Here is a 22,715-nt window from a genome sequence, read left to right as displayed (position 1 = left end):
GCGGAGGGGAGCCTGGAGATCGAGGTCTGCTCGGCGTGCTCATGGCACAGATCGGGGTACCGCAAGCTTCGGCGTCACGCTCAGGGCGACCGCGAAAGATCAGAGCAGGACCGACGACCGACACCTCGGCGCACCCCGAGCATACGCACCCTCTCCACGCCCCGACCGCACTCCGTTTACATCGCTCGCGGGTAGGCGAAGCCCATGAGCCGCTCAGGAGGTCATTCTTCGCACGATCACCCGTCGCGCGCCTGCCCCATGCCGACCGCCTCCCGCGCGCGGCGGAACGCGTCGAGGGCGAACTCGATGTCGGCACGGGTGTGCGCGGCCGACATCTGCGTGCGGATGCGGGCGGTGCCGCGCGGCACGACCGGGAAGGAGAAGCTGACGGCGTAGACGCCGAGGTCGATCAGCGCCCGCGACAGGCGCGCGGCGGCGATCTCGTCGCCGATCATCACCGGCACGATCGGGTGGTCGCCCGGCAGCACGTCGAAGCCGAGCTCGGCCATCCCTGCGCGGAACGCCGCCGTGTTCTCGCGCAGCCGCGCGCGCAGGTCGTCGGAGCCCTCGATCAGCTCGAGCGCCCTCTGGCTCGCCGCCACGACAGGCGGCGCGACGCTGTTCGAGAACAGGTAGGGGCGTGCACGCTGACGCAGCAGCTCGACGATCTCGGCACGCCCCGCCACGTAGCCGCCGCTCGCGCCGCCCATCGCCTTGCCGAGCGTGCCGGTGAGGATGTCGACCCGCTCGACGACGCCGTGCAGCTCGTGCGTGCCGCGGCCGCTCGGGCCCACGAAGCCGACCGCGTGCGAGTCGTCGACCATCACGAGGGCGTCGTGGCGCTCGGCCAGCTCGCAGATGGCGTCGAGCCGGGCCACGTACCCGTCCATCGAGAATACTCCGTCCGTCGCGATCAGCCGGTAGCGCGCGTCGGCGCACTCCGTCAGCGCTCGCTCCAGCTCGTCCATGTCGCTGTTCGCGTACCGCAGCCGCCGGGCCTTGCACAGCCGGATGCCGTCGATGATCGACGCGTGGTTGAGCGCATCCGAGATGACCGCGTCCTCCGGCCCGAGCAGCGCCTCGAACAGGCCCCCGTTGGCATCGAAGCAGGAGCCGAACAGAATCGCGTCGTCGCTGCCGAGGAACGCGGCGAGGCGACGCTCCAGCTCCCGGTGCTGCGCCTGGGTGCCGCAGATGAAGCGCACCGACGCCATTCCGAAGCCCCAGCGGTCGAGCGCCTCCCGCGCGGCCGCGACGACCTCGGGATGGTTCGCAAGCCCGAGATAGTTGTTCGCACACATGTTCAGCAGCTCGCCCCGGCCCTCGACGCCGACGTGCGCCGACTGCGGCGTCGTGATGAGCAGCTCCGACTTGTAGACGCCGGCTTCGCGCGCCTCCCGCAGCCGCGCCCTCAGCTCGTCCCGAAACGCTTCGTACACGGTGTCCGTCCTCTCCGCCTACACGTCGGTCCAGTCGAGGATCACCTTGCCGGACGCACCCGAGCGGGCGACGGCGAACGCCTCCTCGAAGTCCCCGTGCGAGAAGCGGTGCGTGATGACCGGCGAGATGTCGAGCCCCGACTGCAGCATCACCGTCATCTGGTACCAGGTCTCGTACATCTCGCGGCCGTAGATGCCCTTGATCGTGAGCATGTCGAAGACGACCCGCTCGAGGTCGAGCGAGACCGCGTCGGACGGGATCCCGAGCACCGCCACCCGCCCGCCGTGCGCCATGTTCTGCACGATCGCGTCGAGCGCGGCAGGGCTTCCCGACATCTCGAGCGCAACGTCGAAGCCCTCCGTCATGCCGAGCTCGCCCTGCACGTCCCGCAGCTCCCGCTCCCGCGGGTCGACGACGACCGTCGCCCCCATGGCGGCCGCGAGGTCGCGGCGGAAGGGGTTGAGGTCGGTCACGACCACGTGACGCGCGCCCGCGTGGCGCACGATCGCCGCCGCCATGCAGCCGATCGGGCCGGCCCCGGTGATGAGGACGTCCTCCCCGAGCACCGGGAACGAGAGCGCCGTGTGGGTCGCGTTGCCGAACGGGTCGAAGATCGCCGCCACGTCCTCGTCGATGCCGTCCCAGTGATGCCAGATGTTCGTCATCGGCAGCACGACGAGCTCGGCGAACGCACCCGGCCGGTTCACGCCCAGGCCGATCGTGTGCGCGCACAGGTGCCGCCTCCCCGCCATGCAGTTGCGGCAGCGGCCGCAGACGACGTGCCCCTCGCCGCTGACGAGGTCGCCGGGATGGAAGTCGCTCACGTTCGAGCCGACGGCGACGATCTCGCCCACGAACTCGTGCCCGATCGCCATCGGCGTCGGGATCGTCCGCGCGGCCCAGTCGTCCCACGCGTAGATGTGCAGGTCGGTGCCGCAGATCCCCGCCTTGCGCACACGGATGAGCACGTCGTTGATGCCGGGCGCCGGCTCCGGCACCTCGGACAGCGTCAGTCCCTCCCCTGGACGTTCCTTGACGAGCGCCAACATGCCAGCGCCACTATCGCCGATCCGGGCCCGCCGTCGCTCCCGCAGCGCGCGAAGAGGGCCGCGGGGGCGTGCCGTGAGGGGCGCCGGCGGGGAGCTCTACAGCTCCGCGCCGTTCTCCTTGCCGTCGGGCTCGGAGCCGGCGCGGATCCCGTCACCGTCCGCCCGCGGCGGCGCGATGCCGAACTCGGAGGCGACGCAGACGGCACAGAAGGGCACGAGCTCACCCCAGCCGTCGGCGAAGTAGCGCCAGCCGTCCCGCTCGGCCTCCGTCTCGCTCGCGGCGGCGACGCCGCAGTGGAAGCACACCTCCGACCACAGCACGAGCCGCAGCAGCGCCGCGCACGCGAGGCAGTAGGTGCCGGCGAGCTCGGCGCTCTCGTCGCGCGTGAGCCAGCCGGACTCGGCCATGCCGCAGTCCTCCGCGTCGCGACCGCAGCAGTCGCAACTCTCCGGCATCCCCATGTCCGCCCCCCAGCCCCTCATCCCACACCGCACCCTAGTGAGGGTGCCGCGATCTCGCTAGATCAGGGGACGAAACTCACCCGAAAGAGTCATGGAGCGGCGACGGCCGACGACGGCGCCCACAGGTTGACGCCCCCCTCGACCGCGTAGCGGTCGATCGCCGCCAGCTCGTCGGCGCCGAAGTCGAGGCGGTCGAGCGAGGCCACGTTCGCCTCCAGCTGCGCGACGCTGCTCGCCCCGACCAGCGTCGAGGTCACGCGCGCATCGCGCAGCGTCCACGCCAGAGCCATCTGGGCGAGGGACTGGCCGCGCCCCGCCGCGATCTCGTTCAGCCCGCGAATGCGGGCGAGGTTCTCCTCCGACAGATGCGCGGGCTCGAGCGACGTGCCCCTGCTCGCGCGCGACCCCTCCGGCACGCCGGCGAGGTAGCGGTCGCTGAGGAGGCCCTGCGCGAGCGGGGAGAAGCCGATGCAGCCGACCCCCTCCGCCTCGAGCACGTCGAGCAAGCCATCCTCGATCCAGCGGTTCAGCAGCGAGTAGGACGGCTGGTGGATGAGGAGCGGTGTGCCGAGATCGCGCAGCAGCGCCGCAGCCGCGGCGGTGCGGTCGGGCGCGTACGAGGAGATGCCGACGTACAGCGCCTTGCCCTGCTGCACCGCGCTCGCGAGGGCGCCCATCGTCTCCTCGAGCGGCGTGTCCGGGTCGGCGCGATGCGAGTAGAAGATGTCGACGTAGTCGAGGCCCATGCGCAGCAGGCTCTGGTCGAGGCTCGCGAGCAGGTACTTGCGCGAGCCGTGGTCGCCGTAGGGGCCCGGCCACATGTCGTAGCCCGCCTTGGTCGAGATCACGAGCTCGTCGCGGTACGGGCCCAGATCCCGGCGCAGCAAGCGGCCGAAGTTCTTCTCCGCCGACCCGTACGGCGGCCCGTAGTTGTTCGCGAGGTCGAAGTGCGTGATGCCGAGGTCGAAGGCGCGACGCACGATGGCGCGGCTCGTGTCGAGCGGGCGGTCGTGGCCGAAGTTGTGCCAGAGGCCGAGCGAGATCGCCGGCAAGAGCAGGCCGCTACGCCCGCAGCGGCGGTAGGCCATGCGGTCGTAGCGCTCGCGTGCGGGGACGTAGGTCACCGTGTCGACTATGCCGGATCCGGCCGCCGCGGCGCGGCGCGACCGTCCCCGGAGACGTGCCCCGGTCGCCGCTCGCCGCGAACGTGGAGACGGCAGCGAAGCCGCGCGGACGGCCCTACCCGAGCAGGCGCTCGTACAGCCGCAGCGTCTCCGCGGCGGCGGCGTCCCAGCCGAAGCGCTCGACCGCGCGTGCGCGCCCGGCCTTCCCCATCGCCTCCGCGCGCGCCGGGTCGGCCAGGAGCTCGTTCACGCGTGCGGCGAAGTCGGCCGCCAGGCCGGCCGGGTCGACGGGGGTGCCTGTTCCGTCCGGCACGGCCTCGTACGGGACGAGCACACCGCTGACACCGTCCTCGACGACCTCGGGGATGCCGCCGACCGCCGTCGCCACGACGGCCGCCTCGCACGCCATCGCCTCGAGGTTGACGATGCCCATCGGCTCGTAGATCGACGGGCACACGAACACGGTCGCGTGGCTGAGAATCTGCTTCACCTCCGCCTTCGGCAGCATCTCCTCGATCCACACGACGTTGCCGCGCTCGGCCCGCACGCGCTCCATCTTCTCCTCGATCTCCGCGGCGATCTCCGGCGTGTCCGGCGCTCCGGCGCACAGCACGAGCTGTGCTGCCGGGTCGATCGCGGGCGCCGCGTCGAGCAGGTGCGCGAGCCCCTTCTGGCGCGTGATGCGCCCGACGAAGACGACCGCCGGCAGGGCGGGGTCGATGCCGTGGCGCTCGAGCGCGTCGATGCCGCCGTCCGGCCGGTACTCGTCCGTGTCGATGCCGTTGTAGATCACGCTCGTGCGCGCCTCGTCGATCGCCGGGTAGCAGGCGAGGATCTCGCGCAGGTGCGCGCGCGACACGGCCACGATCGCGTCCGCACCCTCGAGCGCGGTGCGCTCGGCGAAGCTCGACAGGGCATAGCCGCCGCCGAGCTGCTCGCGCTTCCACGGCCGCATCGGCTCGAGGCTGTGCACGGTGGCGACGTGCGGCACCTCGTGCACGAGCTTCGCGAGATGGCCGCCGAGGTTCGCGTACCAGGTGTGGCTGTGGACGACATCCGCTCCCGCCGCCGCGCCTGCCATCGCGAGGTCGATCGAGAACGCCTGCAGGGCGGCGTCGTAGGGCCGGTCGCCCGCGAGCGCCTCGCACGGCCGGTGCGCGACGACGACCGGCTCGCCCGGTCCTCCCGCGGGGCGCTCCGCGCCCCAGCAGTGCACCGTGACCTCGACGTGGCGGGCGAGCGCGCGGGCCATGTACTCGGCGTGCACGCCGGCACCGCCGTAGACGTCCGGCGGGTACTCGCGCGTGAGCAGCGCGACCTTCATGCCTCGACCGTCTGCCCCTTGCCGATGACGACGATGCCGTTGCGCGACGTCGGGAAGCGCGCGCGGTCGGCTTCGGCGTCGACGCCGACCCGCGCGCCCGCGGCGATGCGGACGTTCTTGTCGACGATCGCGTTGCGCACGATCGCGCCGCGGCCCACGTCGACATCGTGCATGAGCACCGACCCCTCGACCTCGGCGAAGGAGTGCACGTGAACGCCCGGCGAGAGGATCGAGCGCCGCACCGTGCCGCCCGAGACCACGACGCCGGCGCACACCATCGAGTTGGTGGCGACACCCACGCGGTCTCCCTCGTCGAAGACGAACTTGGCGGGCGGCAGAGGCTCCGGCGCGGTCAGGATCGGCCACTCCTCGTTGTAGAGGTTGAACACGGGGTCGACGGAGATCAGGTCCATGTGCGCGTCGTAGTACGCGTCGAGGGTCCCGACGTCGCGCCAGTAGGCGCGGTCGCGGTCGCTCGTGCCCGGCACGTCGCTGCTCGCGAAGTCCCACACGTGCGCCTTTCCCTGCTCGACGAGCATGGGGATGATGTTGCCGCCGAGGTCGTGCGCCGAGCGCGGGTCCTGCGCGTCGCGCGTGACGGCGTCGATGAGCACGCCGGCGTCGAACACGTAGTTGCCCATCGACGCGAGCACCATGGTCGGCTCGCCCGGCATCGGCTCGGGATCGGACGGCTTCTCGCGGAAGGCACGGATCATGCGGCCGTCGGGCTCGGTCTCGATCACCCCGAACGCGCCCGCGCTCTCGATCGGCACGCGGATGCCGGCGACCGTGACGCCGGCGCCGAGGGCGATGTGCTGCTCGATCATCTGTCGCGGGTCCATGCGGTAGATGTGGTCGGCCCCGAAGACGCATATGGTGCGGGGGCGCTCGTCCGCGATGAGGTTGAGGTTCTGGTAGATGGCGTCGGCCGAGCCCGCGAACCAGTGCGGGCCGCGTCGCATCTGCGCCGGCACCGGCGTCACGTAGTTGCCGAGCAGCGGCGACAGCCGCCAGGTGGTCGTCACGTGGCGGTCGAGGCTGTGGCTCTTGTACTGCGTCAGCACCGCGATGCGCAACATGCCGGCGTTGACGAGGTTCGAGAGCGCGAAGTCGACGAGCCGGTAGTTGCCGGCGAACGGCACCGCGGGCTTGGCGCGATCGGCGGTCAGCGGCGCCAGTCGCTTGCCCTCGCCGCCCGCCAGCACGATCGCGAACACCCGTGACGCGCTCATGCGCGCACAGTATCTTGCCGCAAGACGGGGGATCTCCTCGCGAAGTTCCTCTGCCGCGAAGGTCCCTGACGAGGCCGACCACGGGGCCGCCCCGGCAGCGCTCCTCTTCACGGGGCGGGACGTTCCTTCCCCTCGACCGTGCGGCCGACGCCGTCGCGAACCCAGCGCTCGAGCGGGATGTTCTGCGGCCCGGGCGCGATGTCGATCGTCGTATTCGGGCACAGGAGGTGGTACTGCGACTGCGTCACGTCGCCCTCGGGGACGTGCGGCGCGCTGCCGCCGGCGGCGAGGGACGAGGCACGGGCGGGGTCGATCCGGCTCGAGGCCGTCGGCGATGGCGACAGCGCCGAGCAGGTTGTCGATGGCCGGGATCCTGGTCAGGGCTCCGGTACCCGACGCCGTCATGCCAGAGATCTCCCTCTCTGCTCGAGAGAGATCTCCCTCTCTGCTCGAGCTTGTTTGACTGTTCAGTCAGTCAGGACAGGCTCCATCGTCTCGCTGAGTCAAGATACGGCGATATGACGACAGCGACGCAACCGCAGAACGAGCGCATCACCGGCATCCTCGAAGCGGCGTGCCGCGTGATCGTGCGCGAGGGCGCACACGGCCTGCGGATGGCGAGGGTGGCCGAAGAGGCCGGCGTCTCGAAGGCGCTCGTGCACTACTACTTCTCCACCCGGCAGGAGTTGCTGCGCCATGCGTTCGCCTACTCCGAGGAGCGCTGGCATGCGGCCGTGAGCGCCGAGCTGATCGGGGTGGCGGCGGGCTCGGCGCGGGTCACGCGGGCGCTGCTCGTCAGCGTGGAGCCCGAGATGCCCTTCAGCGAGCAGCGAGCGCTCTGGAACGAGGTGTGGAGCAGCCTGCGCAGCGACGACGAGCTGCGTCCGCTCGTCGAGCGCTCGTATCGCGCCTGGCTCGATCGCATCGTCACGTTGATCGAGGAGGGGCAGGGGGACGGCTCCGTGCCCGCCGACGTCGACGCGACGCAGGCGGGCTGGCGGCTCGCAGCCGTCGCGGACGGGCTCGACTCCCTCCTCTATCTCGGCCTCGTCGACCGCGACGGGGCCCGCGCGCTGATGCACGGAAGCATCGAACGGGAGCTCGCGGGAAGGTGAGGGACGTGCTCGTGCGCGGCGGCGAGGCTCTCGGCTGCTTTCACACCGTGCACCTCGGGTGGAAGTAGACGCGCGGCCCGCAGGGGCGGCAGACGACCGGCGGCAGGTCCAGCCGAGGACGGCGTGCCACGGCGCCGCGTACTGGACGGTCGCGACTGCGAGCACGAGCCCGGCCTGCCAGCGCCAGCGCGACGAACGCCTGGCGGGCGAGCGACCGCGGGTCGCGCGCGTGGCCGCGCGGGTAGTCGGCCGCAGCCAGCTCGGGCACGCGCAACACGTGCCCGAGCACGTGCGCCGCAGCAACGGGTCGATGTTCATCCTGCTCCTCTCTCGCCTGGGCGTCCGGGGTCGCGCGGCGCAGCGACGCGCCGCGTGCTCCTGCAGCACGCTACGGCGACCGGGGCAAGGCGCGGGTTACGCCCCGGCCAGGTCTCGGCTCGTATCGCGTGGTCGGCGCGGGCGAGGGGAGCCGGCTCGGCCCGGCGGCCGGCCCGACCTGAGGGTCGGGTGCGTGTCGGAAAGGGCACGCACCGACCATGCGTCGCGAGCTTCACGTCAGGTCTCTACGCGAGCACGATGCGCGCGTCGAGGCCGACCGACCCCGCCGGCGTGACGAGCAGCGGGTTGACCTCGATCTCCGCGATCTCGGGGTGCGCGGCCGCCACGCGGGAGAGGGCGGCCGCCGCCGCGGCCGCCGCCCGCACGTCGAGCGGCGCGCGGCCGCGGGCGCCTGTGAGCACACCGGCTCCGCGCAGCGACAGCAGCAGCTGCTCCAGCTCGTCCACGCCGGCGGGGGCGAGGGCGACGGCGACGTCGTTCATAAGCTCGGCGTAGACGCCGCCGAGGCCGACCAGCACGAGCGGGCCGAAGCGCGGGTCGCGTCTGCAGCCGGCGATCAGCTCCACCCCCGCGGACGTGTCGGCCATCGCCTCGACCGAGTAGCCCTCCGGCGCGAGGCGGGCAGCCATGTCGGACAGAGCGTCCTCGAGCGCATGCTCGTCGCCGAGCCCGAGCGCGACCCCGCCCGCGTCGGACTTGTGCAGCAGCCCGAGCGCCTTGAGTGCCACGGGGTAGCCGACCGCGGCAGCCGCCTCGCGCGCCCCGGCGGCCGTCGTCGCGCGGCGCGCGGGAGTGAACGGCACTCCGCCCGCTGCGAGCAGCTCGCGCGCCTCGAAGTAGCCGCCGCCGCACACGGGCGGCGCGGCCGCTCCCACCTCGGCCACCCCCGCCGCCGGGCGAAGCTCCTGCTCGACGAGCGCGGCCAACGTCGCGATCACGGCCTCGATGTCGCGGTAGACGGGAACCCCGCCCTCGCGCAGCGCCCGGGCCGGCCCGGAGTCCCAGAACATGGCCTGGACCAGCAGCGGCCGCCCCGCCCGGCCGGCCGCCGCCGCGATCGCACGGGCGACCTCGGTCTCGCGCTCACGGAAGTCCTCGTTCATCTGGCTGTAGCCGCCGAAGTACCCCGTGAGGACCACCGCGTCGACCTCGCCCGAGGCGAGCACCGCCTCGGTCACGCGCTCGAAGTTCCAGAAGTCCTGCTCACCCGCGCCGGCGAGGTCGACGGGGTTCGTGGCGACGATCGTCGGCGCGATCGCGGTCAGCTTCGCGCTCAGCTCCTCCGAGAGGTGCGGCAGCTCCAGCCCGGCCGCCGTTGCCAGGTCGGCCGAGACCACCCCGGTGCCGCCGCCGTCGCCGACGACCGCCAGGCGGCGACCGCGCGGCCGGTGCGGCGCCAGGCATGCCAGCGCGACGTCGACGAGCTCCTTCGGAGTCGTGACGCGCTGGATGCCGGCGGCGCGGCAGGCCGCGTCGACCGCCGCCGAGTCGCTCGCGAGGGCGCCGGTGTGAGAGGCGGCGGCGCGGGCGCCGGCTTCGCTGCCGCCGGCCGCCAGCAGCACGACCTGCTTGCCGGCCGCGAGAGCCGCGGCGCCCGCCCGCGCGAACGCGCGCCCGTCGCGGAAGTCCTCGCAGTAGACGCCGATCACGCGCGTCGCCTCGTCGGCGGCGAACGCCTCGACGAGCTCGGCCGCCTCGATGTCGGCCTGGTTGCCGAGCGACGCGAAGCGGGAGACGCCGACGCCGTACTGGGCGGCCAGCAGGCTCAGCTCGAGCGCGAGGTTGCCGCTCTGCGAGATGATCCCCATCGACCCGGGCGAGAACTCGTTCGAGCCGAGATCGAGCTCGGCCGAGGCGTCGTAGACGCCGAGGCAGTTCGGGCCGAGCATGACGGCTCCCGCCGCGCGCACCCGCTCGACGACCGCGAGCTCGCGCGCCTTCCCCTCAGCGCCGACCTCGCCGAGGCCGGCGGTGATGGCGACGATCGCGCGCGCGCCCGCCGCGAGGGAGGCGTCGATCGCATCCTCGAAGGCGGCGGCAGCGAGCGCGACGACGACGAGCTCGGGCGCCTCGGGGAGCTCGTCGAGCGAGCGCAACGCCTGCCGGCCGAGGATCTCGCCACCCTTGCGGTTGACGAGCCACACGTCGCGCCGGTGGGCGCCGCGCAGCGCCCCCGCCGCGATCCACTGGCCCCACTTCGACGGGTCGTTCGACGCGCCGAGAACCGCGACCGAGCGTGGGTCGAAGAGCGGCCGGAGATCGCGCACCGGCGCAGCCTACGCGAGGCTGCCGCCAGGACGTCCAGGCGTCGGGGATCCGCACCGCCCGGCCCTCGCACCCTGCGGCGAGAGGCCACAAGGCCCGGCGCGAAGGACATACCCGTCGTGTCGAGCCCTCCGGAAGCTGTGGCCGCTGACCGCACGGTACTCCTCTCCGGACCGGAGCACCGCGCTCGGGAATCCGTGCTGGATCGTGCGCACCTCGAGCACGCGCCCCGAGGCGGGATCGCGAAGCGTCGCAACACGGCGCAGCGCGCCCCCGGCCGCGCCCCCGACGACGAAGCCGTGGTCGTCGCCACCGGCGCACAGCAGAAGGTGATACGGCTCGTCGATTCGTGCGCCGACCATCGCCGGCACGGTGAAGTCGAACGGCGTTCCCGCCACGGCCACCAGGAGACCCGTCGGTATCAGCCGGTCGTCGACCTGTGTGAGGTGATCGGCACCGATTCACAGCTCGTGATCGAGGGTCGAGCCCGATCCTTCGCCGCCGAGCTCGAGGTGCGCGTGGTCCGGGAGGCTCACCACGGTGGGAGCATCGGTGGTCGCGACAGGTCACGCGGAGAAGTCGGGGTCGTTGCACACGGCCCCCTTGAACTGCCGGCCCACGAACGAGCCGAGCAGGTACATATCCGCCTTCTTCTGCCCGAGCGGCTGCGCCGCCTCGGCTCAGAACGACGCCTCCGCCCGCGCGATCCCCGGCACCGCAGATCGCAGCTGGTCGAGAAGACCTGTGAGGGCGCGAGCGTACGGCCCGCGAAGGTGTGCGCGGGCAAGCGGGTACCCACGCCTTGCCGTCCTCGCGAGCGCCCGTTTATCCCAGGGCAACCAGGCGTTCACGGCGAGGCCGCCTTCCGCGAGAGCTGCCGCGAACGTCAGCTCGAGGGATTGCCGCGACACCGACGCGGGACCCCCGCAGCCGTTCACGACGACAAACACTCGCTCGGGCGGAAGGGCAAGGGGTCCGAGCAGTAGGCCGAGTTGGGCGATACCGTGACCGATCTGTTGCCCGCGAGCGCCGATGACAAGGACAACGGCATCAGCCGACAGGAGCGCCTCGCGGTGGATGCACGCGGCAGGACCCGTGTGCATCCCCTCCGCCAGGAGAAAGCCCAGGTCGCAGATGATCAGGGGGAAGTGCGATCGAAGGGCGGCGAGGGCGTTCGAGACCGCGCCTGGGTGGGCAAGCTCCGAGAGATCGCGCTCGAACTCGGGCGGGCCAAGGAGGACCGGCGGCCACCCGTCCGCGTCTGCGAGCCATCGTTCGAGCAGCTCGCCAACGACGCCATCTGCGGAACCGGCTGCGCGGACGAGCTCGAGCAGCCCTCCTCGTCGCGGGCCACCCGCGAATCGCAGATCGAGTGCTCCACCGAGCGCGTCGAGTTCGACGAGCACAGCGGGCCAGCGCTCTGCGAGCGAGGCCGCACACTCGCTCGTTCCAGGTGCTCCTTTGGTACCGATCACAGCCAGAGCAGCTCCGCTGCGGCGGCTCACCTGTCCCCGGGCCGTCGGGCCGGCGTTCAAGCCGTCTAGCATGAATCGTGGCTCGGGTTGGCCCGCCGGGAGCCGTGCGACCGCGCTAGAGCGCGAATGAGGTCAGGCCGCTCGAGCAGTGCGAAACAATTCCTGTCGGTGCAGCGCGCGCGGATGACAGGATCTCCGAGGATCTCCGCGAGCGAGCGCCCACGTGCGTGCTCCCAGGCCACGCGAGCGACAAGCCGGTCTTCGTCCGAGGAATGCGGACGGGCAGCAACGAGCGCGCGGCTTGGCTCCTCCGACGGGGCACGACCGGTGCCGACTCGGCGGTCAATCACGGCTTGGTCGTGACCGGGAGGGCGTTTCGACCCGGAATCGCGATCGGCGTCGGTTCGTGCGCGGTACCGGATGTGGGTGATCGGAAGAGCGACTCGGCGGTACGCGAAGCGCACGAGCCGCTGCTCGAGGCGGCGGTGCCGCGGATCGGATCCGGTGACGAGCACCAGCTCGTCCGCAGCGAACTCCCGCAGCGCGTCGTCCAGCGCCTGGCGGGGGTCGTCGTCGCCGATGCGTCCGTGGGCGTCCAGGCCGAGTTCGCGCACAGCAGCCAGCGTGCGTTCGAGTGTTCGCGTCGCCGCCGCGCGGGCTGGCAGGACGTCGGAGGTCCACCGCTGCAGGAAGCGGACGAGCGGTGGACAGAGCACGAGAACCTCGCTCGCCCGCCCGTCGGCGAGGCCGTACGCACGGGCGCGGAAGGCGAGATCGCCCGGGACCTCGGTGGCAACGAGGAGGATCCGCCGGAGCGGTTCGCGAGGGCTCGGCGGGCAATCGGGAACGGGGTGGGTGTTCATCTTCTGCTGCTCCTCTCATGCGTCAGCGGTGATGATCCGACCGGTCCGTTAGCGATAAGTAGGAGCCGCGTTAGAGCGGCGTAGGAGTCGCGGCGCAACAATGGGGTCATGAGGATCCTCGTCGTGGACGACGACCGCTCGGTACGAGACGCACTGCACGATGCGCTGACGCTCGCCGGCTACGAGGTTCAGTGCGCCGAGGGCGGGCAACAGGCCCTCACGCAGGTGGCGGCAAGCGCCCCGGACGCCATCGTGCTCGACGTCGGCATGCCCGGCATCGACGGGCTCGAGGTCTGCCGGCGCCTGCGCCGTACCGGCAACCGGGTGCCGATCTTGATGTTGACGGCTCGCGCTGCTGTAGCCGACCGCATCGACGGGCTGGACGCGGGCGCCGACGACTACCTCGTCAAGCCGTTCGACGTCGAGGAGGTGAAGGCGCGGCTCCGAGCGCTGCTGCGTCGCGTCGGCGGTGAGGGCGACCCCGACGCGCTGTCGTTCGGGGAGCTGCTGCTCGACAGCGCCCGCCACGGCGTGAGCGTCCACGGCACGTTCGTCGAGCTGACGCGCACCGAATATCAGCTGCTCGAGCTGTTGATGCGCAATCCGCGGCGGGTGCTTCCGCACAGCCTGATCTACGACCGCGTCTGGGGCTACGACTTCGCGCCGGACTCGAACGCGCTCCGCGTCTACATCCGCTATCTGCGTCGCAAGCTCGACGACGCCGGTTCTCGCCCGCTGATCCACAACGTCCGCGGCGTCGGGTACTCGCTCCGCGAGCCATGAGCTCGTTCGCAGCGGCGACGAAGCGGCCACCGGCGCGGATCGCGGGTGGGGATCGAGCGACGTTCCGCCCGAACGCGAGGCACCACCATCTACATAGTCATACGCTTATCTTTTTGCTCATATGTCTTATTGGAATCTATAGAGAAATCTCGATAGCCTGACCGTGTGTCGGCTCCGCTGCCAACGGAACGCGCCGTCGAGGGCGCATGCTGAGAGCACCACCCGAGCGGAGGCGGCGCTCGGACATCGAGCGGAAGTTCGACGCCGAGAACCTGATCGCAGCGGCCCTGCACGCGACCACGGCCTCCGCGCTCGCGTGCCAGCCCTTTCTCGGCAGAGGGGACGGCAAGGCTGCCGACGCCGCTGCGACCGACGCCATGCGCCGCGCGCTCGAGGAAGCTCCCGGGCTGGGCACCGTGGTCATCGGCGAGGGTGAGAAGGACGATGCGCCGATGCTGTACCAGGGCGAGCAGCTGGGCCGCGGAGGCGAGCCGTTCGACATCGCGGTAGACCCGCTCGAGTGCACCGACTACCTCGCCCGGGGCATCCCGGGAGCCCTCGCGACGATCGCGTTCGCGGAGCCGGCCTCGCTCTGGTCGCCGGGAGCGAGCTTCTACATGGACAAGATCGTCGCGCCCGCGCCGGCACGAGACGCCATCGACATCACCGATACCCCGGAGCGGAATCTGGCGCGTGTCGCCGAGGCGCTCGGGAAGTCGATCTCGGAGCTCCGGGTCGTCGTGCTGGACAAGCCACGCCACGTCGAGCTGATCGCCCGGGTGCTCGCGGCCGGGGCTTCGGTGTCGACGCCGTCCGCGGGCGACGTCGCCGGCTCGCTCGCGGTGCTCCTACCCGCCGGCGGGGCGGATCTCCTCCTCGGCATCGGTGGGACCCCGGAGGGCGTGATGACCGCGTGCGCGGCGCGGGCGCTCGGAGGGGGCATGCAAGGGCGGCGCGCGCCGCAAGGCGGGGCCGAGGCAGCGGCTCTCGCACGAGAAGGAATCGAGGTGGACCGGCCGCTGTCGCTCGACGAGTTGGCGTCGAGCGACCGCTGTCTCCTCGCGGTCACCGGCGTCACGAGCGGGTCGCTCCTGCGTGGCCCTTGGGAGGAGCCCGGCGGGCGGTGCACCGAGTCGATCGTCGTCAGCGGGGGAACGGCGCGCCGTATCGTCGAGAGCGACGTGTGCTGGAGCCGGCGATGAAGGCGACGACGTCAGAGCAGAGGTACAACGGGCACGAAGCGGCCGCGCAGATGCACCCGTCCGGCGGACTGACCGGCACGGTCGACGACTCCGTTCCCTCCGGTAAGGAGATGCGAACGATCCAGACGGCGCTCCACCTCGCGCCCGAGCTTCCGTTCGAGTCGTGGAAGAGGATCGGGAGCCGCATCTCGATCGTCCAGAAGTCGTCGGCCTGGTGGATAGGCGACTGGCTCAACTACGGCGAGGCGGCGTATGGCAAACGGTACAACGAGGCCACCGCGATCACGGGACTCGACTATCAGACCCTGCGGAACTACGCGTGGGTCGTCTCGCGTTTCCCCGTGTCCCGCCGGCGGGACACACTCAGCTTCCACCACCACGCGGAGGTCGCCGCGCTCGACGAGCTCGACCAGGAGACATGGCTCACACGGGCCGCCGTCTTCGGATGGTCGCGCAACGAGCTGCGCCGCAGGATCCGCTCGGACAGGTCCACCTCAGGGCCTGATCCGCCCGGCCCACGCGTCACGGTGTTGCTCCGGGTCGAGCTCGACCGCTACCGGCGCTGGCTCGAGGCGGCGGCGGGAGATGATCTCGCAACCTGGATTGCGGCGACGCTCGACCAGGCCGCGCTCGTTGTCTCTCTAGACACCGAGACGAGCCGGGAGGCCGCCACCTTCCGGTAGACCGCCGGATCGCGTCGCCTACGGCAAGCGCCTGCTGCGGCCGCCGGCCGGCGGCGGTTCTCGGGCAAGATCCTCCTCGTGACACGTCGGCGGATCCGGGTGCGAGGCGTCGTCCAGGGTGTCGGGTTCCGGCCGTTCGTCTACGGCCTCGCCCGGCGGGAGGGGCTGGCCGGCTTCGTCCTGAACGACGGAGCCGGCGTCGTGATCGAGGTGGAGGGAGAGGCCGCCGCGCTCGACGGGTTCCTCGCTCGCCTGCGAGTGGACGCGCCGCCGCTCGCGCGGATCGACTCGCTCGAGGTCACGCACGCCCCGACCCGCGGAGAGGCCGCGTTCTCGATCCTCGCGAGCACGGCACACGGGAGGAGCGCGCTGATCCCACCGGACGTCGCGACCTGCGACGACTGCCTCCGTGAGCTGTTCGACCCTACGGACCGGCGCCATCGGTACCCCTTCGTCAACTGCACCCGGTGCGGGCCGCGGTTCACGATCGTCCTCCGCGTCCCCTACGACCGGCCGAATACGACGATGGCGGGATTCCCGCTCTGCGACGACTGCCTGCGCGAGTACGAGGACCCGACCGACCGCCGCTTCCACGCCGAGCCGATCGCCTGCCCGGTGTGCGGCCCCCGGCTCTCGCTTCCGCTCGAGGAAGCGGTCGGGCTGCTGCGCGACGGCGCGATCCTTGCCGTCAAGGGCCTCGGCGGCTACCACCTCGCCTGCGACGCGGCGAACGAGGAGACGGTGGCACGGCTGCGGGCGCGGAAGCATCGGGAGGAAAAGCCGTTCGCGCTGATGACGGCGGCGCCGGAGGCGATCGTCGAGCTGACGGCGGCCGCAGCCGAGCTGCTCCGCTCGCGCGAGCGGCCGATCGTGCTCTTGCCGCGACGCCCGCATGCCGCGATCGCGGAGTCGGTGGCGCCGGGGGTGCCGGAGCTCGGCGTGATGCTCCCCTACACCCCCCTCCACCATCTCCTCATCGCCGACGTCGGCCGCCCGCTCGTGATGACGAGCGGCAACCGGTCGGACGAGCCGATCGCCGTCGCCGACGACGAAGCGCGCGAGCGTCTCGCCGGGATCGCGGACGCCTTCCTCGCGCACGATCGCCCCATCCACCGCCGCTGCGAGGACTCGGTCGTGCGGGTCGCCTTCCCGATCCGCCGCTCTCGTGGGTACACCCCGAGCGCCCTGCCGCTCCCCGTGGCGACGGCGCGCCCGCTGATCGCCGTGGGAGCCGAGCTGAAGAGCACCTTCTGCGTCGCCCGCGGAGCCGACGCGTTCATGTCGCCGCACCTCGGCGACCTCGACAGCGAGCTCGCCTACCGCGCCTTCCTCACCGACCTCGACCTCTACACCTCCATGCTCGGCGTGGTGCCGGAGCGGATCGCGCACGATCTCCACCCCGAGTACCTCTCGACGAAGTGGGCTCTCGACCAGGATCTCGAGACGGTCGGCATCCAGCACCACCATGCCCACGCCGCGGCATGCCTCGGCGAGCACGGTGAGCGAGGCCCTGCCCTCGCGCTCGTCTTCGACGGCACCGGGTACGGCACGGACGGGACGCTCTGGGGTGGCGAGCTGCTGCGGTGCGACCTCGTGACGTTCGAGCGGCTGGCGCACCTCGAGCCGGTGCCGCTGCCCGGAGGAGAAGCAGCGATCCGGGAGCCGTGGCGGATGGCCGCGTCCTACCTCGAGGCCGCAGCCCTGCCCGTTCCCTACCCACGCTGGCGGCTCGTGCGCGAAAGCCTGAAGGTCAACGCCCCGCTCTCGTCCGGGATGGGGAGGCTCTTCGACGCGGTCGCCGCGCTGCTCGGCGTCCGGGAGGTGGTGACCTACGAGGGCCAGGCGGCGATCGAGCTCGAGCGGCTCGCGGGGACGACCGCCGCGCCTCCCTACCCGTGGGTCTTCGGCGACGGGCCTGCGCTCGTCCGTCACGTCTACGACGATCTCGCGGCGCGCCGACCGCGCCCGGAGATCGCCGCAGCCTTCCACGAGACGATCGCCGCCGCCGCCGCGACCGCATGCGCCGAGTCGGCCGAACTCCGCACCGTGGCGCTGACGGGCGGCACGTTCCAGAATCTCCGCCTGCTCGAATCGACGGCACGGCGGCTCGAGTCGCTCGGCTTCCGGGTGCTCACCCACGCGCGCGTACCGCCGAACGACGCGGGGATCAGCTACGGACAGGCCGTCGTCGCCGCGGCGACGCTTCCCGCGCGCGCACGCACCACGCGACAGAGCACGGGGTGACTCAGCAGATCCGCGGGAGAGGATCGCCGACGAGGACGTCGACGACACGCCGTCCACCGAACGCCGTGTCCAGGAACACCATCCCTTCCGCATCCGCCCGCACCTCGCCGACGATCTCGGTGTCGATTCCGAGCGGCGACGACCCGAGCGCCGAGTACGCGGCCGCGAGGGCCTCCGGCGCCACGATTGCGACGAGCTTCCCCTCGTTCGCGACGTAGAGAGGATCGATCCCGAGAATCTCGCAGGCGCCGTTGACCTCGGGGCGAATCGGCAACGCGGCCTCGTCGATCACGATGGAGACGTTCGCGGCATCGGCGATCTCGTTCAGCGCAGTGGCCAGGCCGCCGCGCGTCAAGTCGCGTAGGCAACGCACCCCGGGCGTCGCCGACAGAAGGCCGTGGACGAGCTCCGTCAACGGCGCCGTGTCGCTATCGAGATCCACCTCGAGCTCGAGGCTGCCGCGGGCCACCATCACAGCGATTCCGTGATCACCGAGGGTGCCCGACACGAGCACCTTGTCGCCCGGTCTGACGCTCGCGGGCGACAGGTCGTGCTCGTGCTCGAGGACGCCGATTCCGGAGGTGTTGATATAGACCCCGTCACCCTTCCCGCGCTCGACGACCTTCGTGTCGCCCGCGACGACCTCAACGCCCGCCGCCCGCGCCGCCCTGCCGACGGAAGCAGCCACGCGGCGGAGATCGGCCGTTGGAAACCCTTCCTCGACGATGAATCCCGCGGTGAGGAAAAGCGGTCGGGCGCCTGCCACCGCGAGATCGTTGACCGTGCCGTTGACCGCGAGCTCGCCGATGTCCCCGCCGGGGAAGAAGAGCGGCTTGACGACGTACGAGTCGGTCGTGAAGGCGAACCGCGCTCCAGCGACGTCGAACAGCGCGGCATCGGCGAGCGGGGCCAGCCGCGGGTTGCCGAACTCCTCGAGGAAGAGCGCCTCGATGAGCGTGCGCGTCGCCTTCCCTCCGGCCCCGTGCGCGAGGGTGACGACTTCGTCCTTCAGGCGTGGTCGCCGCCGGCGTCGCCGTTCGATCGCCTCGAGTACCTCCTGTTCGCGACCCGTCACGTTGCCACGGTCTCGAGCCGCCGCGTGAACCGCCCGTAGTTGTAGTAGGCGGCGCACGCGCCTTCGCTCGACACCATGCAGGTCCCGATCGGGCGCTCAGGCGTGCACGCCGTGCCGAAGACCTTGCACTCCCACGGCTTGATCACGCCCTTCAGTACCTCACCGCACTGACACGCCTTCGGATCCGCGACGCGGACGCCCGGGACGTCGTAGCGACGCTCGGCGTCCCAGTCGGCAAACTCGACCCGGAGGGCCAGGGCGCTCTGGGAGATGAAGCCGAGGCCGCGCCATTCGAACGTCGTGCGGAGCTCCATCGTCTCGGCGATCGCCTCGAGCGCACGCGGGTTTCCGGCTTCCCGAACGACGCGCGTGTACTGGTTCTCGACCTCGCAACGCCCTTCCGCCAGCTGAAGCAAAACCATGTAGGCCGCCTGGAGCACGTCGAGAGGCTCGAAGCCCGCGACGACGAGCGGCTTCCCGTAGCTCTCAGCGATGAAGCGGTACGGCACCGTCCCGATCACGGTCGAGACGTGGCCGGGCCCGATGAAGCCGTCCAGACGGAGATCCGGGGAGCCGAGGATCGCCCGGATCGCCGGGATGATCGTGACGTGATTCGCGAAGACGAAGAAGTTGCGGATCCCCTCGCTGCGGGCACGCAGCAGTGTGAGCGCCGTCGACGGAGTCGTCGTCTCGAACCCGATCGCGAAGAAGACCGTCTCCCGCTCGGGATTCTCGCGTGCGATGCGAAGAGCGTCGAGCGGCGAGTACACCATCCGCACGTCCGCTCCGCGGGCCTTGGCCTCGAGGAGCGAGCCGTTTCCACCCGGTACGCGCATCATGTCGCCGAAGGTCGTGAAGATCACGTTCGGCCGTTCGGCGATCGCGATCGCATCGTCGATGCGGCCCATCGGGATCACGCAGACCGGGCAGCCGGGGCCGTGGATCAGGTCGACGGCGGGCGGAAGCAGGTTCTCGATCCCGTGCTTGTAGATCGTGTGCGTATGGCCTCCGCACACCTCCATCAGCTTGTACTTCCGACCCGGCTCGAGCACCGATTCGATGCGCTGCGAGAGATCCAGCGCGATCTTCCCCGACCTGTACTCGTCGACGTATCTCACGAGCGCTCGCCGACGACCTCGAGAAGGAGGTGCACGACGGTTGCGTGTGCCTCCTGGAGCCGGGGGATATAGTCGCCCGCTGCGACGAAGAGGTGGTCGAGCCACGGAAGCTCGCGGAGCGTGCCGCCGCCGTACCCGGTGACGGCGCAGGTCAGGAGGAGTCGCCGGTGGGCCTCCTCGAGACCGGCCACCACGTTCCGGGAGGAGCCGCTCGTCGAGAACGCAAGTGCGACATCGTCGGCTCGAGCGAGAGCGATCAGCTGACGAGAGAAGACGTTGTCGTACCCGACGTCGTTGGCTACCCCGGTGATCGTCGCGGCGTCGTTCGTGAGCGCGATCGCGCCCCAGCCGGCGGCGAGGAAGTCGCCTGCCGCATCCTGGGCGTCCGTCGACGAGCCTCCGTTGCCGAAGGCGAGCAGCCGTCCACCGCGGTGGAGGCGATCCCGGATCGCAAGGCCGCATGCGGTTACTGCCTCGAGGTCGATGCCGCGGCGCAACTCGGCGACATCATTGCCCTTGTCGAGCGTCGACGCCGCGACGTGCTCGAGCGTGGCCTCGAGGCCGCGCTCGCTGCCACCGAGGAACGGGTAGAGGAAATCGGTCACGCAAGCTTCTCCAGCGCGACTCCGGCGTGGCACAGAACACGATCCCCGACCCCGACAGCCTCGAGGAGCTCGATGGCGACCTCCTCGCGCTGCCCACCCCGTTCGACGATCGCCGTCAGCCGGTCGACCTCGACCACCCGTGCTTCCACCGCGACGTCGCCGCAGGTGACGCACGTGTCGGCGAGAAGTCCTGGCTGCTCGAAGAAGACGTGGACGAGCTCCCAGAGCACGTGATAGACCGTCTCCTGCACCTCCTGGACGACGCGCGGGTCTTCGCTCGGTACGACGAAGAGCTCGTCGGCACGCACCGCGCTGCCGGGACCGACGAGCGCGATCGTCTGGAGACCCTGACGCGTCGCGTCTTCGAGGAACGACGTGACGGCCGGATCCTCACCACCGTGGACGATCCCGAGCGCGATGTCGGAGGCGCGCGCGAGGCGAAGCGTGGTGGACTGCCCGGTCGGGTCGTTCGTCAGAGCGACGGCGGGGAGCGCTCTCTTTCCGACGATCACCGGATGCATGAACTCCACGGCGACGTGGGCGGCATCGGTTGCCGCCGCGCCTGTCCCGAACGCGTACAGGGTCGCTCCGCGCGAGAACGCGCGGGCGAGCGAGTGACAGGACAGGGCGATGCGGCGTTGCTCGCTTTCGAGGAACTGTCGGAGAACCCGCTCCCTCTCGCTGACGAGCGCCTCGAGCCGCGCTCTCATTCGATGCCGCTCGCTTCGAGCTCGGCGAGCTCCTGCCTGTAGGGATCACCGAGCCGTTCGAGGAACTCCCGTGTCGACTGCGCTTCCTCCTCGTCGATCTTCGACATCGCGAAGCCGACGTGGATCAGCACCCAGTCGCCGACAGCGACGGCGTCGGGACCGTTCACGAGGAGACCGACGTTGACGTTCCGACGGACACCCGAGACGTCGACCTTGGCGATGTGATGCTGCGTGTCGACGATCTCGACGATCCTGCCGGGAATCCCGAGGCACATCGCGGCTCTCCGGGCTCGCCGTCAGACCGTCGGCATCTGCGGTCGGGCGACCTGCTCGAGCGCGCCGGCGACCTGTTCGAGGGCGCCGTTGATGTCGGTCAGGACAGGCCCGATCGGCTCGGTCTGCTTCTCGATCGCGCGCACCCCGAACGTGATGAGACCGAGGGTCGCGGAGACCCTCCGCAGCGTCGCGGCGATCGCGATCAGATACCCCGCGAGCACTGCCACGAGCAGCGCAACCTCGATCAGGGTAACCACGATGAGAGTCGTCTTCATGCTCCACTCCTCTCCCGGAGCGCAGCGTGGCGCTGCAGCTCCTCCAGCAGGTCGACACCGCGGGCCTTCGTCGTCCCGAACAGATACGTCGTCTGGGTGTTCTGCGCCACACGCTTCCCCATCGTCCAGACCGCGGTGACGCTCTCATCGACGTCGAGCACCGCGCGCCGAAGCACCTCGAGGAGCGCCCAGACGACCAGTGCGACCACGAGGAGGACGCCGAGAGCGACCCACCAGGCGGCGGTCACCCCGGCCGAGAGCGCGAGGGGGGCCATCACGACGCACCCAGCTTCCTGAGATAGGCGACGGCGAGCCCGGGAACTGCCGTGGCGAGCTCACGCGTGCGCAAGGCTTCGTCGACGCCGTCGAGGTTCCGTGCGATGCCCACGCCGGCCGTGAGGATGTGATCCGCATAGCGCTCGATCTCGCGGGCAGGCCCGATGACCCGGTTGAAGAGCGCGACGACTGCGACCGCGACGACGAGACCGAGCGCGAGACCGAGCAGGGCGAGGACGCTCGTGACCGTGCTCATACGGTTTCCAGCCCTTCGCGCAACGTCCGCAGATGCCGCGTGATCTGGTCCAGGGCGAGATTCGTCCGGGTCACGTCGTACAGCGCGTCGGTGTTCGCGCGAGCTCCGTCGAGCGCCTCGACGATCTCACCGGCCTGACGCGTGATCGTCCGCGCGAAAGCGATGATCGCGAAGAGGAGGAGCGCCGCGATGAGGACGACCGCGGTCGCCACGAGAGAGCCGAAAACCCACCAGCCCGTTGTCGAAACTGCCAGCATCGCCTCAGGTCTCCTCCCGGATCAGACCCTGCGCGTATCGCGTCAGCGTCTTCGAGTGCGTCAGGTCGACGCCGTGCTTGGCTTTCGCGTGCTCGACGGCCTTCGCTAGCACCTCGCCCTCGCTTTCACCGGTGATCTTGGCGCCGCACGCGACGCCCCCGTGGTGTCACTGAAAGCTGTAGCGGCCTGACATGTCGCTTCCTTCGTCGATGGGTGGCACGTGACAAACGGGTCTATGTAGTCTACATCTACCACGTGGTGTGCAAC

At 70.9% G+C, this 22,715-nt stretch carries 25 protein-coding genes and 1 pseudogene; 6 read left to right on the top strand and 20 right to left on the bottom strand.

What is annotated here, in order from left to right:
* Positions 1 to 236: 236 nt before the first annotated feature.
* The 7 genes from Gocc_RS01415 to Gocc_RS15885 all read right to left on the bottom strand — a co-directional run bounded on the left by Gocc_RS01415 (position 237) and on the right by Gocc_RS15885 (position 6,879).
* Positions 237 to 1,439, bottom strand: coding sequence for a glycine C-acetyltransferase (locus Gocc_RS01415; RefSeq protein WP_114794748.1), 1,203 nt, complete (start codon positions 1,437 to 1,439; stop codon positions 237 to 239).
* Between the two features lie 18 nt (positions 1,440 to 1,457).
* Entirely contained in the window at positions 1,458 to 2,489 is a 1,032-nt protein-coding gene (tdh, locus tag Gocc_RS01410) for an L-threonine 3-dehydrogenase (RefSeq protein WP_114794747.1), read from the bottom strand.
* Between the two features lie 96 nt (positions 2,490 to 2,585).
* Complete coding sequence (locus tag Gocc_RS01405) at positions 2,586 to 2,972, bottom strand: hypothetical protein (RefSeq protein ID WP_147281144.1); 387 nt, start codon at positions 2,970 to 2,972, stop codon at positions 2,586 to 2,588.
* A gap of 68 nt (positions 2,973 to 3,040) precedes the next feature.
* The gene (gene mgrA / locus Gocc_RS01400) at positions 3,041 to 4,075 is read right to left on the bottom strand and encodes an L-glyceraldehyde 3-phosphate reductase (RefSeq protein WP_114794745.1); all 1,035 of its coding nucleotides are present in this window, start codon (positions 4,073 to 4,075) and stop codon (positions 3,041 to 3,043) included.
* 115 nt (positions 4,076 to 4,190) lie between these two features.
* A complete protein-coding gene (glgA, locus tag Gocc_RS01395; protein WP_114794744.1) occupies positions 4,191 to 5,399 on the bottom strand; it encodes a glycogen synthase in 1,209 nt (402 codons plus the stop codon).
* Positions 5,396 to 6,631, bottom strand: coding sequence for a glucose-1-phosphate adenylyltransferase (gene glgC, locus Gocc_RS01390; RefSeq protein WP_114794743.1), 1,236 nt, complete (start codon positions 6,629 to 6,631; stop codon positions 5,396 to 5,398). The genes glgA and glgC overlap by 4 nt, the downstream gene beginning before the upstream one ends.
* 107 nt (positions 6,632 to 6,738) lie before the next feature.
* The gene (locus Gocc_RS15885; protein ID WP_181813278.1) at positions 6,739 to 6,879 is read right to left on the bottom strand and encodes a hypothetical protein; all 141 of its coding nucleotides are present in this window, start codon (positions 6,877 to 6,879) and stop codon (positions 6,739 to 6,741) included.
* A 270-nt stretch (positions 6,880 to 7,149) separates the two neighbouring features.
* Here Gocc_RS15885 and Gocc_RS01385 point away from each other — a divergent pair, with 270 nt between their 5' ends.
* Complete coding sequence (locus Gocc_RS01385) at positions 7,150 to 7,746, top strand: TetR/AcrR family transcriptional regulator (protein ID WP_114794742.1); 597 nt, start codon at positions 7,150 to 7,152, stop codon at positions 7,744 to 7,746.
* Positions 7,747 to 8,309: 563 nt separating this feature from the next.
* Here the strand turns inward: Gocc_RS01385 and Gocc_RS01375 are convergent.
* Complete coding sequence (locus Gocc_RS01375) at positions 8,310 to 10,352, bottom strand: acetate--CoA ligase family protein (protein ID WP_114794740.1); 2,043 nt, start codon at positions 10,350 to 10,352, stop codon at positions 8,310 to 8,312.
* Between the two features lie 9 nt (positions 10,353 to 10,361).
* Positions 10,362 to 10,748 (bottom strand): aldose epimerase family protein, encoded by a 387-nt coding sequence (locus tag Gocc_RS17020; protein WP_422717968.1) that lies wholly within the window; start codon positions 10,746 to 10,748, stop codon positions 10,362 to 10,364.
* 606 nt (positions 10,749 to 11,354) lie between these two features.
* On the opposite strand from Gocc_RS17020, the gene Gocc_RS01365 reads away from it, so the two are divergent.
* The gene (locus tag Gocc_RS01365; protein WP_147281143.1) at positions 11,355 to 11,894 is read left to right on the top strand and encodes a hypothetical protein; all 540 of its coding nucleotides are present in this window, start codon (positions 11,355 to 11,357) and stop codon (positions 11,892 to 11,894) included.
* On the opposite strand, the gene Gocc_RS01360 is transcribed toward Gocc_RS01365, so the two are convergent.
* Positions 11,891 to 12,688, bottom strand: a complete 798-nt coding sequence (locus Gocc_RS01360; protein WP_114794737.1) for a hypothetical protein — start codon at positions 12,686 to 12,688, stop codon at positions 11,891 to 11,893. The two genes, Gocc_RS01365 and Gocc_RS01360, sit on opposite strands and share 4 nt — an antisense overlap.
* Before the next feature lie 108 nt (positions 12,689 to 12,796).
* Here Gocc_RS01360 and Gocc_RS01355 point away from each other — a divergent pair, with 108 nt between their 5' ends.
* The 4 genes from Gocc_RS01355 (at position 12,797) to hypF (ending at position 17,600) form a co-directional block, all read left to right on the top strand.
* Entirely contained in the window at positions 12,797 to 13,471 is a 675-nt protein-coding gene (locus Gocc_RS01355; RefSeq protein WP_114794736.1) for a response regulator transcription factor, read from the top strand.
* Positions 13,472 to 13,677: 206 nt separating this feature from the next.
* Positions 13,678 to 14,673, top strand: coding sequence for a fructose-bisphosphatase class II family protein (locus Gocc_RS01350; RefSeq protein ID WP_114794735.1), 996 nt, complete (start codon positions 13,678 to 13,680; stop codon positions 14,671 to 14,673).
* Entirely contained in the window at positions 14,670 to 15,356 is a 687-nt protein-coding gene (locus Gocc_RS01345) for an LmbU family transcriptional regulator (protein WP_220150383.1), read from the top strand. The genes Gocc_RS01350 and Gocc_RS01345 overlap by 4 nt, the downstream gene beginning before the upstream one ends.
* A gap of 78 nt (positions 15,357 to 15,434) precedes the next feature.
* Complete coding sequence (gene hypF / locus Gocc_RS01340) at positions 15,435 to 17,600, top strand: carbamoyltransferase HypF (protein WP_114794734.1); 2,166 nt, start codon at positions 15,435 to 15,437, stop codon at positions 17,598 to 17,600.
* A gap of 1 nt (position 17,601) precedes the next feature.
* On the opposite strand, the gene hypE is transcribed toward hypF, so the two are convergent.
* From hypE to Gocc_RS01290, 10 genes and pseudogenes are all read right to left on the bottom strand, one after another.
* The gene (hypE, locus tag Gocc_RS01335; protein WP_114794733.1) at positions 17,602 to 18,675 is read right to left on the bottom strand and encodes a hydrogenase expression/formation protein HypE; all 1,074 of its coding nucleotides are present in this window, start codon (positions 18,673 to 18,675) and stop codon (positions 17,602 to 17,604) included.
* A complete protein-coding gene (gene hypD / locus Gocc_RS01330) occupies positions 18,672 to 19,793 on the bottom strand; it encodes a hydrogenase formation protein HypD (protein WP_114794732.1) in 1,122 nt (373 codons plus the stop codon). Before hypD ends, hypE begins: the two co-directional genes overlap by 4 nt.
* Positions 19,790 to 20,398 (bottom strand): D-sedoheptulose-7-phosphate isomerase, encoded by a 609-nt coding sequence (locus Gocc_RS01325; protein ID WP_114794731.1) that lies wholly within the window; start codon positions 20,396 to 20,398, stop codon positions 19,790 to 19,792. Before Gocc_RS01325 ends, hypD begins: the two co-directional genes overlap by 4 nt.
* Positions 20,395 to 21,108, bottom strand: a complete 714-nt coding sequence (locus tag Gocc_RS01320) for a HypC/HybG/HupF family hydrogenase formation chaperone (protein WP_181813277.1) — start codon at positions 21,106 to 21,108, stop codon at positions 20,395 to 20,397. The genes Gocc_RS01325 and Gocc_RS01320 overlap by 4 nt, the downstream gene beginning before the upstream one ends.
* Complete coding sequence (locus tag Gocc_RS01315) at positions 21,105 to 21,383, bottom strand: HypC/HybG/HupF family hydrogenase formation chaperone (protein ID WP_114794730.1); 279 nt, start codon at positions 21,381 to 21,383, stop codon at positions 21,105 to 21,107. Before Gocc_RS01315 ends, Gocc_RS01320 begins: the two co-directional genes overlap by 4 nt.
* Before the next feature lie 21 nt (positions 21,384 to 21,404).
* Positions 21,405 to 21,659 carry a hypothetical protein gene (locus Gocc_RS01310; RefSeq protein ID WP_114794729.1) on the bottom strand — a complete coding sequence of 85 codons (255 nt, stop codon included), beginning with the start codon at positions 21,657 to 21,659 and terminating at the stop codon, positions 21,405 to 21,407.
* Positions 21,656 to 21,937, bottom strand: coding sequence for a hypothetical protein (locus Gocc_RS01305; RefSeq protein WP_147281142.1), 282 nt, complete (start codon positions 21,935 to 21,937; stop codon positions 21,656 to 21,658). Before Gocc_RS01305 ends, Gocc_RS01310 begins: the two co-directional genes overlap by 4 nt.
* Positions 21,934 to 22,191: a hypothetical protein gene (locus tag Gocc_RS01300; RefSeq protein WP_114794727.1), complete on the bottom strand. Its 258-nt coding sequence runs from the start codon at positions 22,189 to 22,191 to the stop codon at positions 21,934 to 21,936. The genes Gocc_RS01305 and Gocc_RS01300 overlap by 4 nt, the downstream gene beginning before the upstream one ends.
* Positions 22,188 to 22,403, bottom strand: a complete 216-nt coding sequence (locus tag Gocc_RS01295) for a hypothetical protein (protein WP_114794726.1) — start codon at positions 22,401 to 22,403, stop codon at positions 22,188 to 22,190. The genes Gocc_RS01300 and Gocc_RS01295 overlap by 4 nt, the downstream gene beginning before the upstream one ends.
* A 49-nt stretch (positions 22,404 to 22,452) precedes the next feature.
* Positions 22,453 to 22,590: pseudogene (locus tag Gocc_RS01290) on the bottom strand (DUF1059 domain-containing protein); the annotation flags it as partial.
* Positions 22,591 to 22,715: the final 125 nt, after the last annotated feature.

Source organism: Gaiella occulta, from assembly GCF_003351045.1.
GTDB classification, from domain to species: domain Bacteria; phylum Actinomycetota; class Thermoleophilia; order Gaiellales; family Gaiellaceae; genus Gaiella; species Gaiella occulta.
This window is presented reverse-complemented; position numbering and strand designations above follow the sequence as displayed.

Excerpts from the sequence above, each read along its gene's own strand:
- Gocc_RS01360 (WP_114794737.1), bottom strand. The coding sequence starts at position 12,688 with ATGAACACCCACCCCGTTCCCGATTGCCCGCCGAGCCCTCGCGAACCG.
- Gocc_RS01320 (WP_181813277.1), bottom strand. The coding sequence starts at position 21,108 with ATGAGAGCGCGGCTCGAGGCGCTCGTCAGCGAGAGGGAGCGGGTTCTC.
- Gocc_RS01385 (WP_114794742.1), top strand. The coding sequence starts at position 7,150 with ATGACGACAGCGACGCAACCGCAGAACGAGCGCATCACCGGCATCCTC.
- Gocc_RS01345 (WP_220150383.1), top strand. The coding sequence starts at position 14,670 with ATGAAGGCGACGACGTCAGAGCAGAGGTACAACGGGCACGAAGCGGCC.
- Gocc_RS01405 (WP_147281144.1), bottom strand. The coding sequence starts at position 2,972 with ATGAGGGGCTGGGGGGCGGACATGGGGATGCCGGAGAGTTGCGACTGC.
- Gocc_RS01310 (WP_114794729.1), bottom strand. The coding sequence starts at position 21,659 with ATGAAGACGACTCTCATCGTGGTTACCCTGATCGAGGTTGCGCTGCTC.
- Gocc_RS01350 (WP_114794735.1), top strand. The coding sequence starts at position 13,678 with ATGCTGAGAGCACCACCCGAGCGGAGGCGGCGCTCGGACATCGAGCGG.
- glgA (WP_114794744.1), bottom strand. The coding sequence starts at position 5,399 with ATGAAGGTCGCGCTGCTCACGCGCGAGTACCCGCCGGACGTCTACGGC.
- glgC (WP_114794743.1), bottom strand. The coding sequence starts at position 6,631 with ATGAGCGCGTCACGGGTGTTCGCGATCGTGCTGGCGGGCGGCGAGGGC.
- Gocc_RS01355 (WP_114794736.1), top strand. The coding sequence starts at position 12,797 with ATGAGGATCCTCGTCGTGGACGACGACCGCTCGGTACGAGACGCACTG.
- Gocc_RS01300 (WP_114794727.1), bottom strand. The coding sequence starts at position 22,191 with ATGAGCACGGTCACGAGCGTCCTCGCCCTGCTCGGTCTCGCGCTCGGT.
- tdh (WP_114794747.1), bottom strand. The coding sequence starts at position 2,489 with ATGTTGGCGCTCGTCAAGGAACGTCCAGGGGAGGGACTGACGCTGTCC.
- Gocc_RS01315 (WP_114794730.1), bottom strand. The coding sequence starts at position 21,383 with ATGTGCCTCGGGATTCCCGGCAGGATCGTCGAGATCGTCGACACGCAG.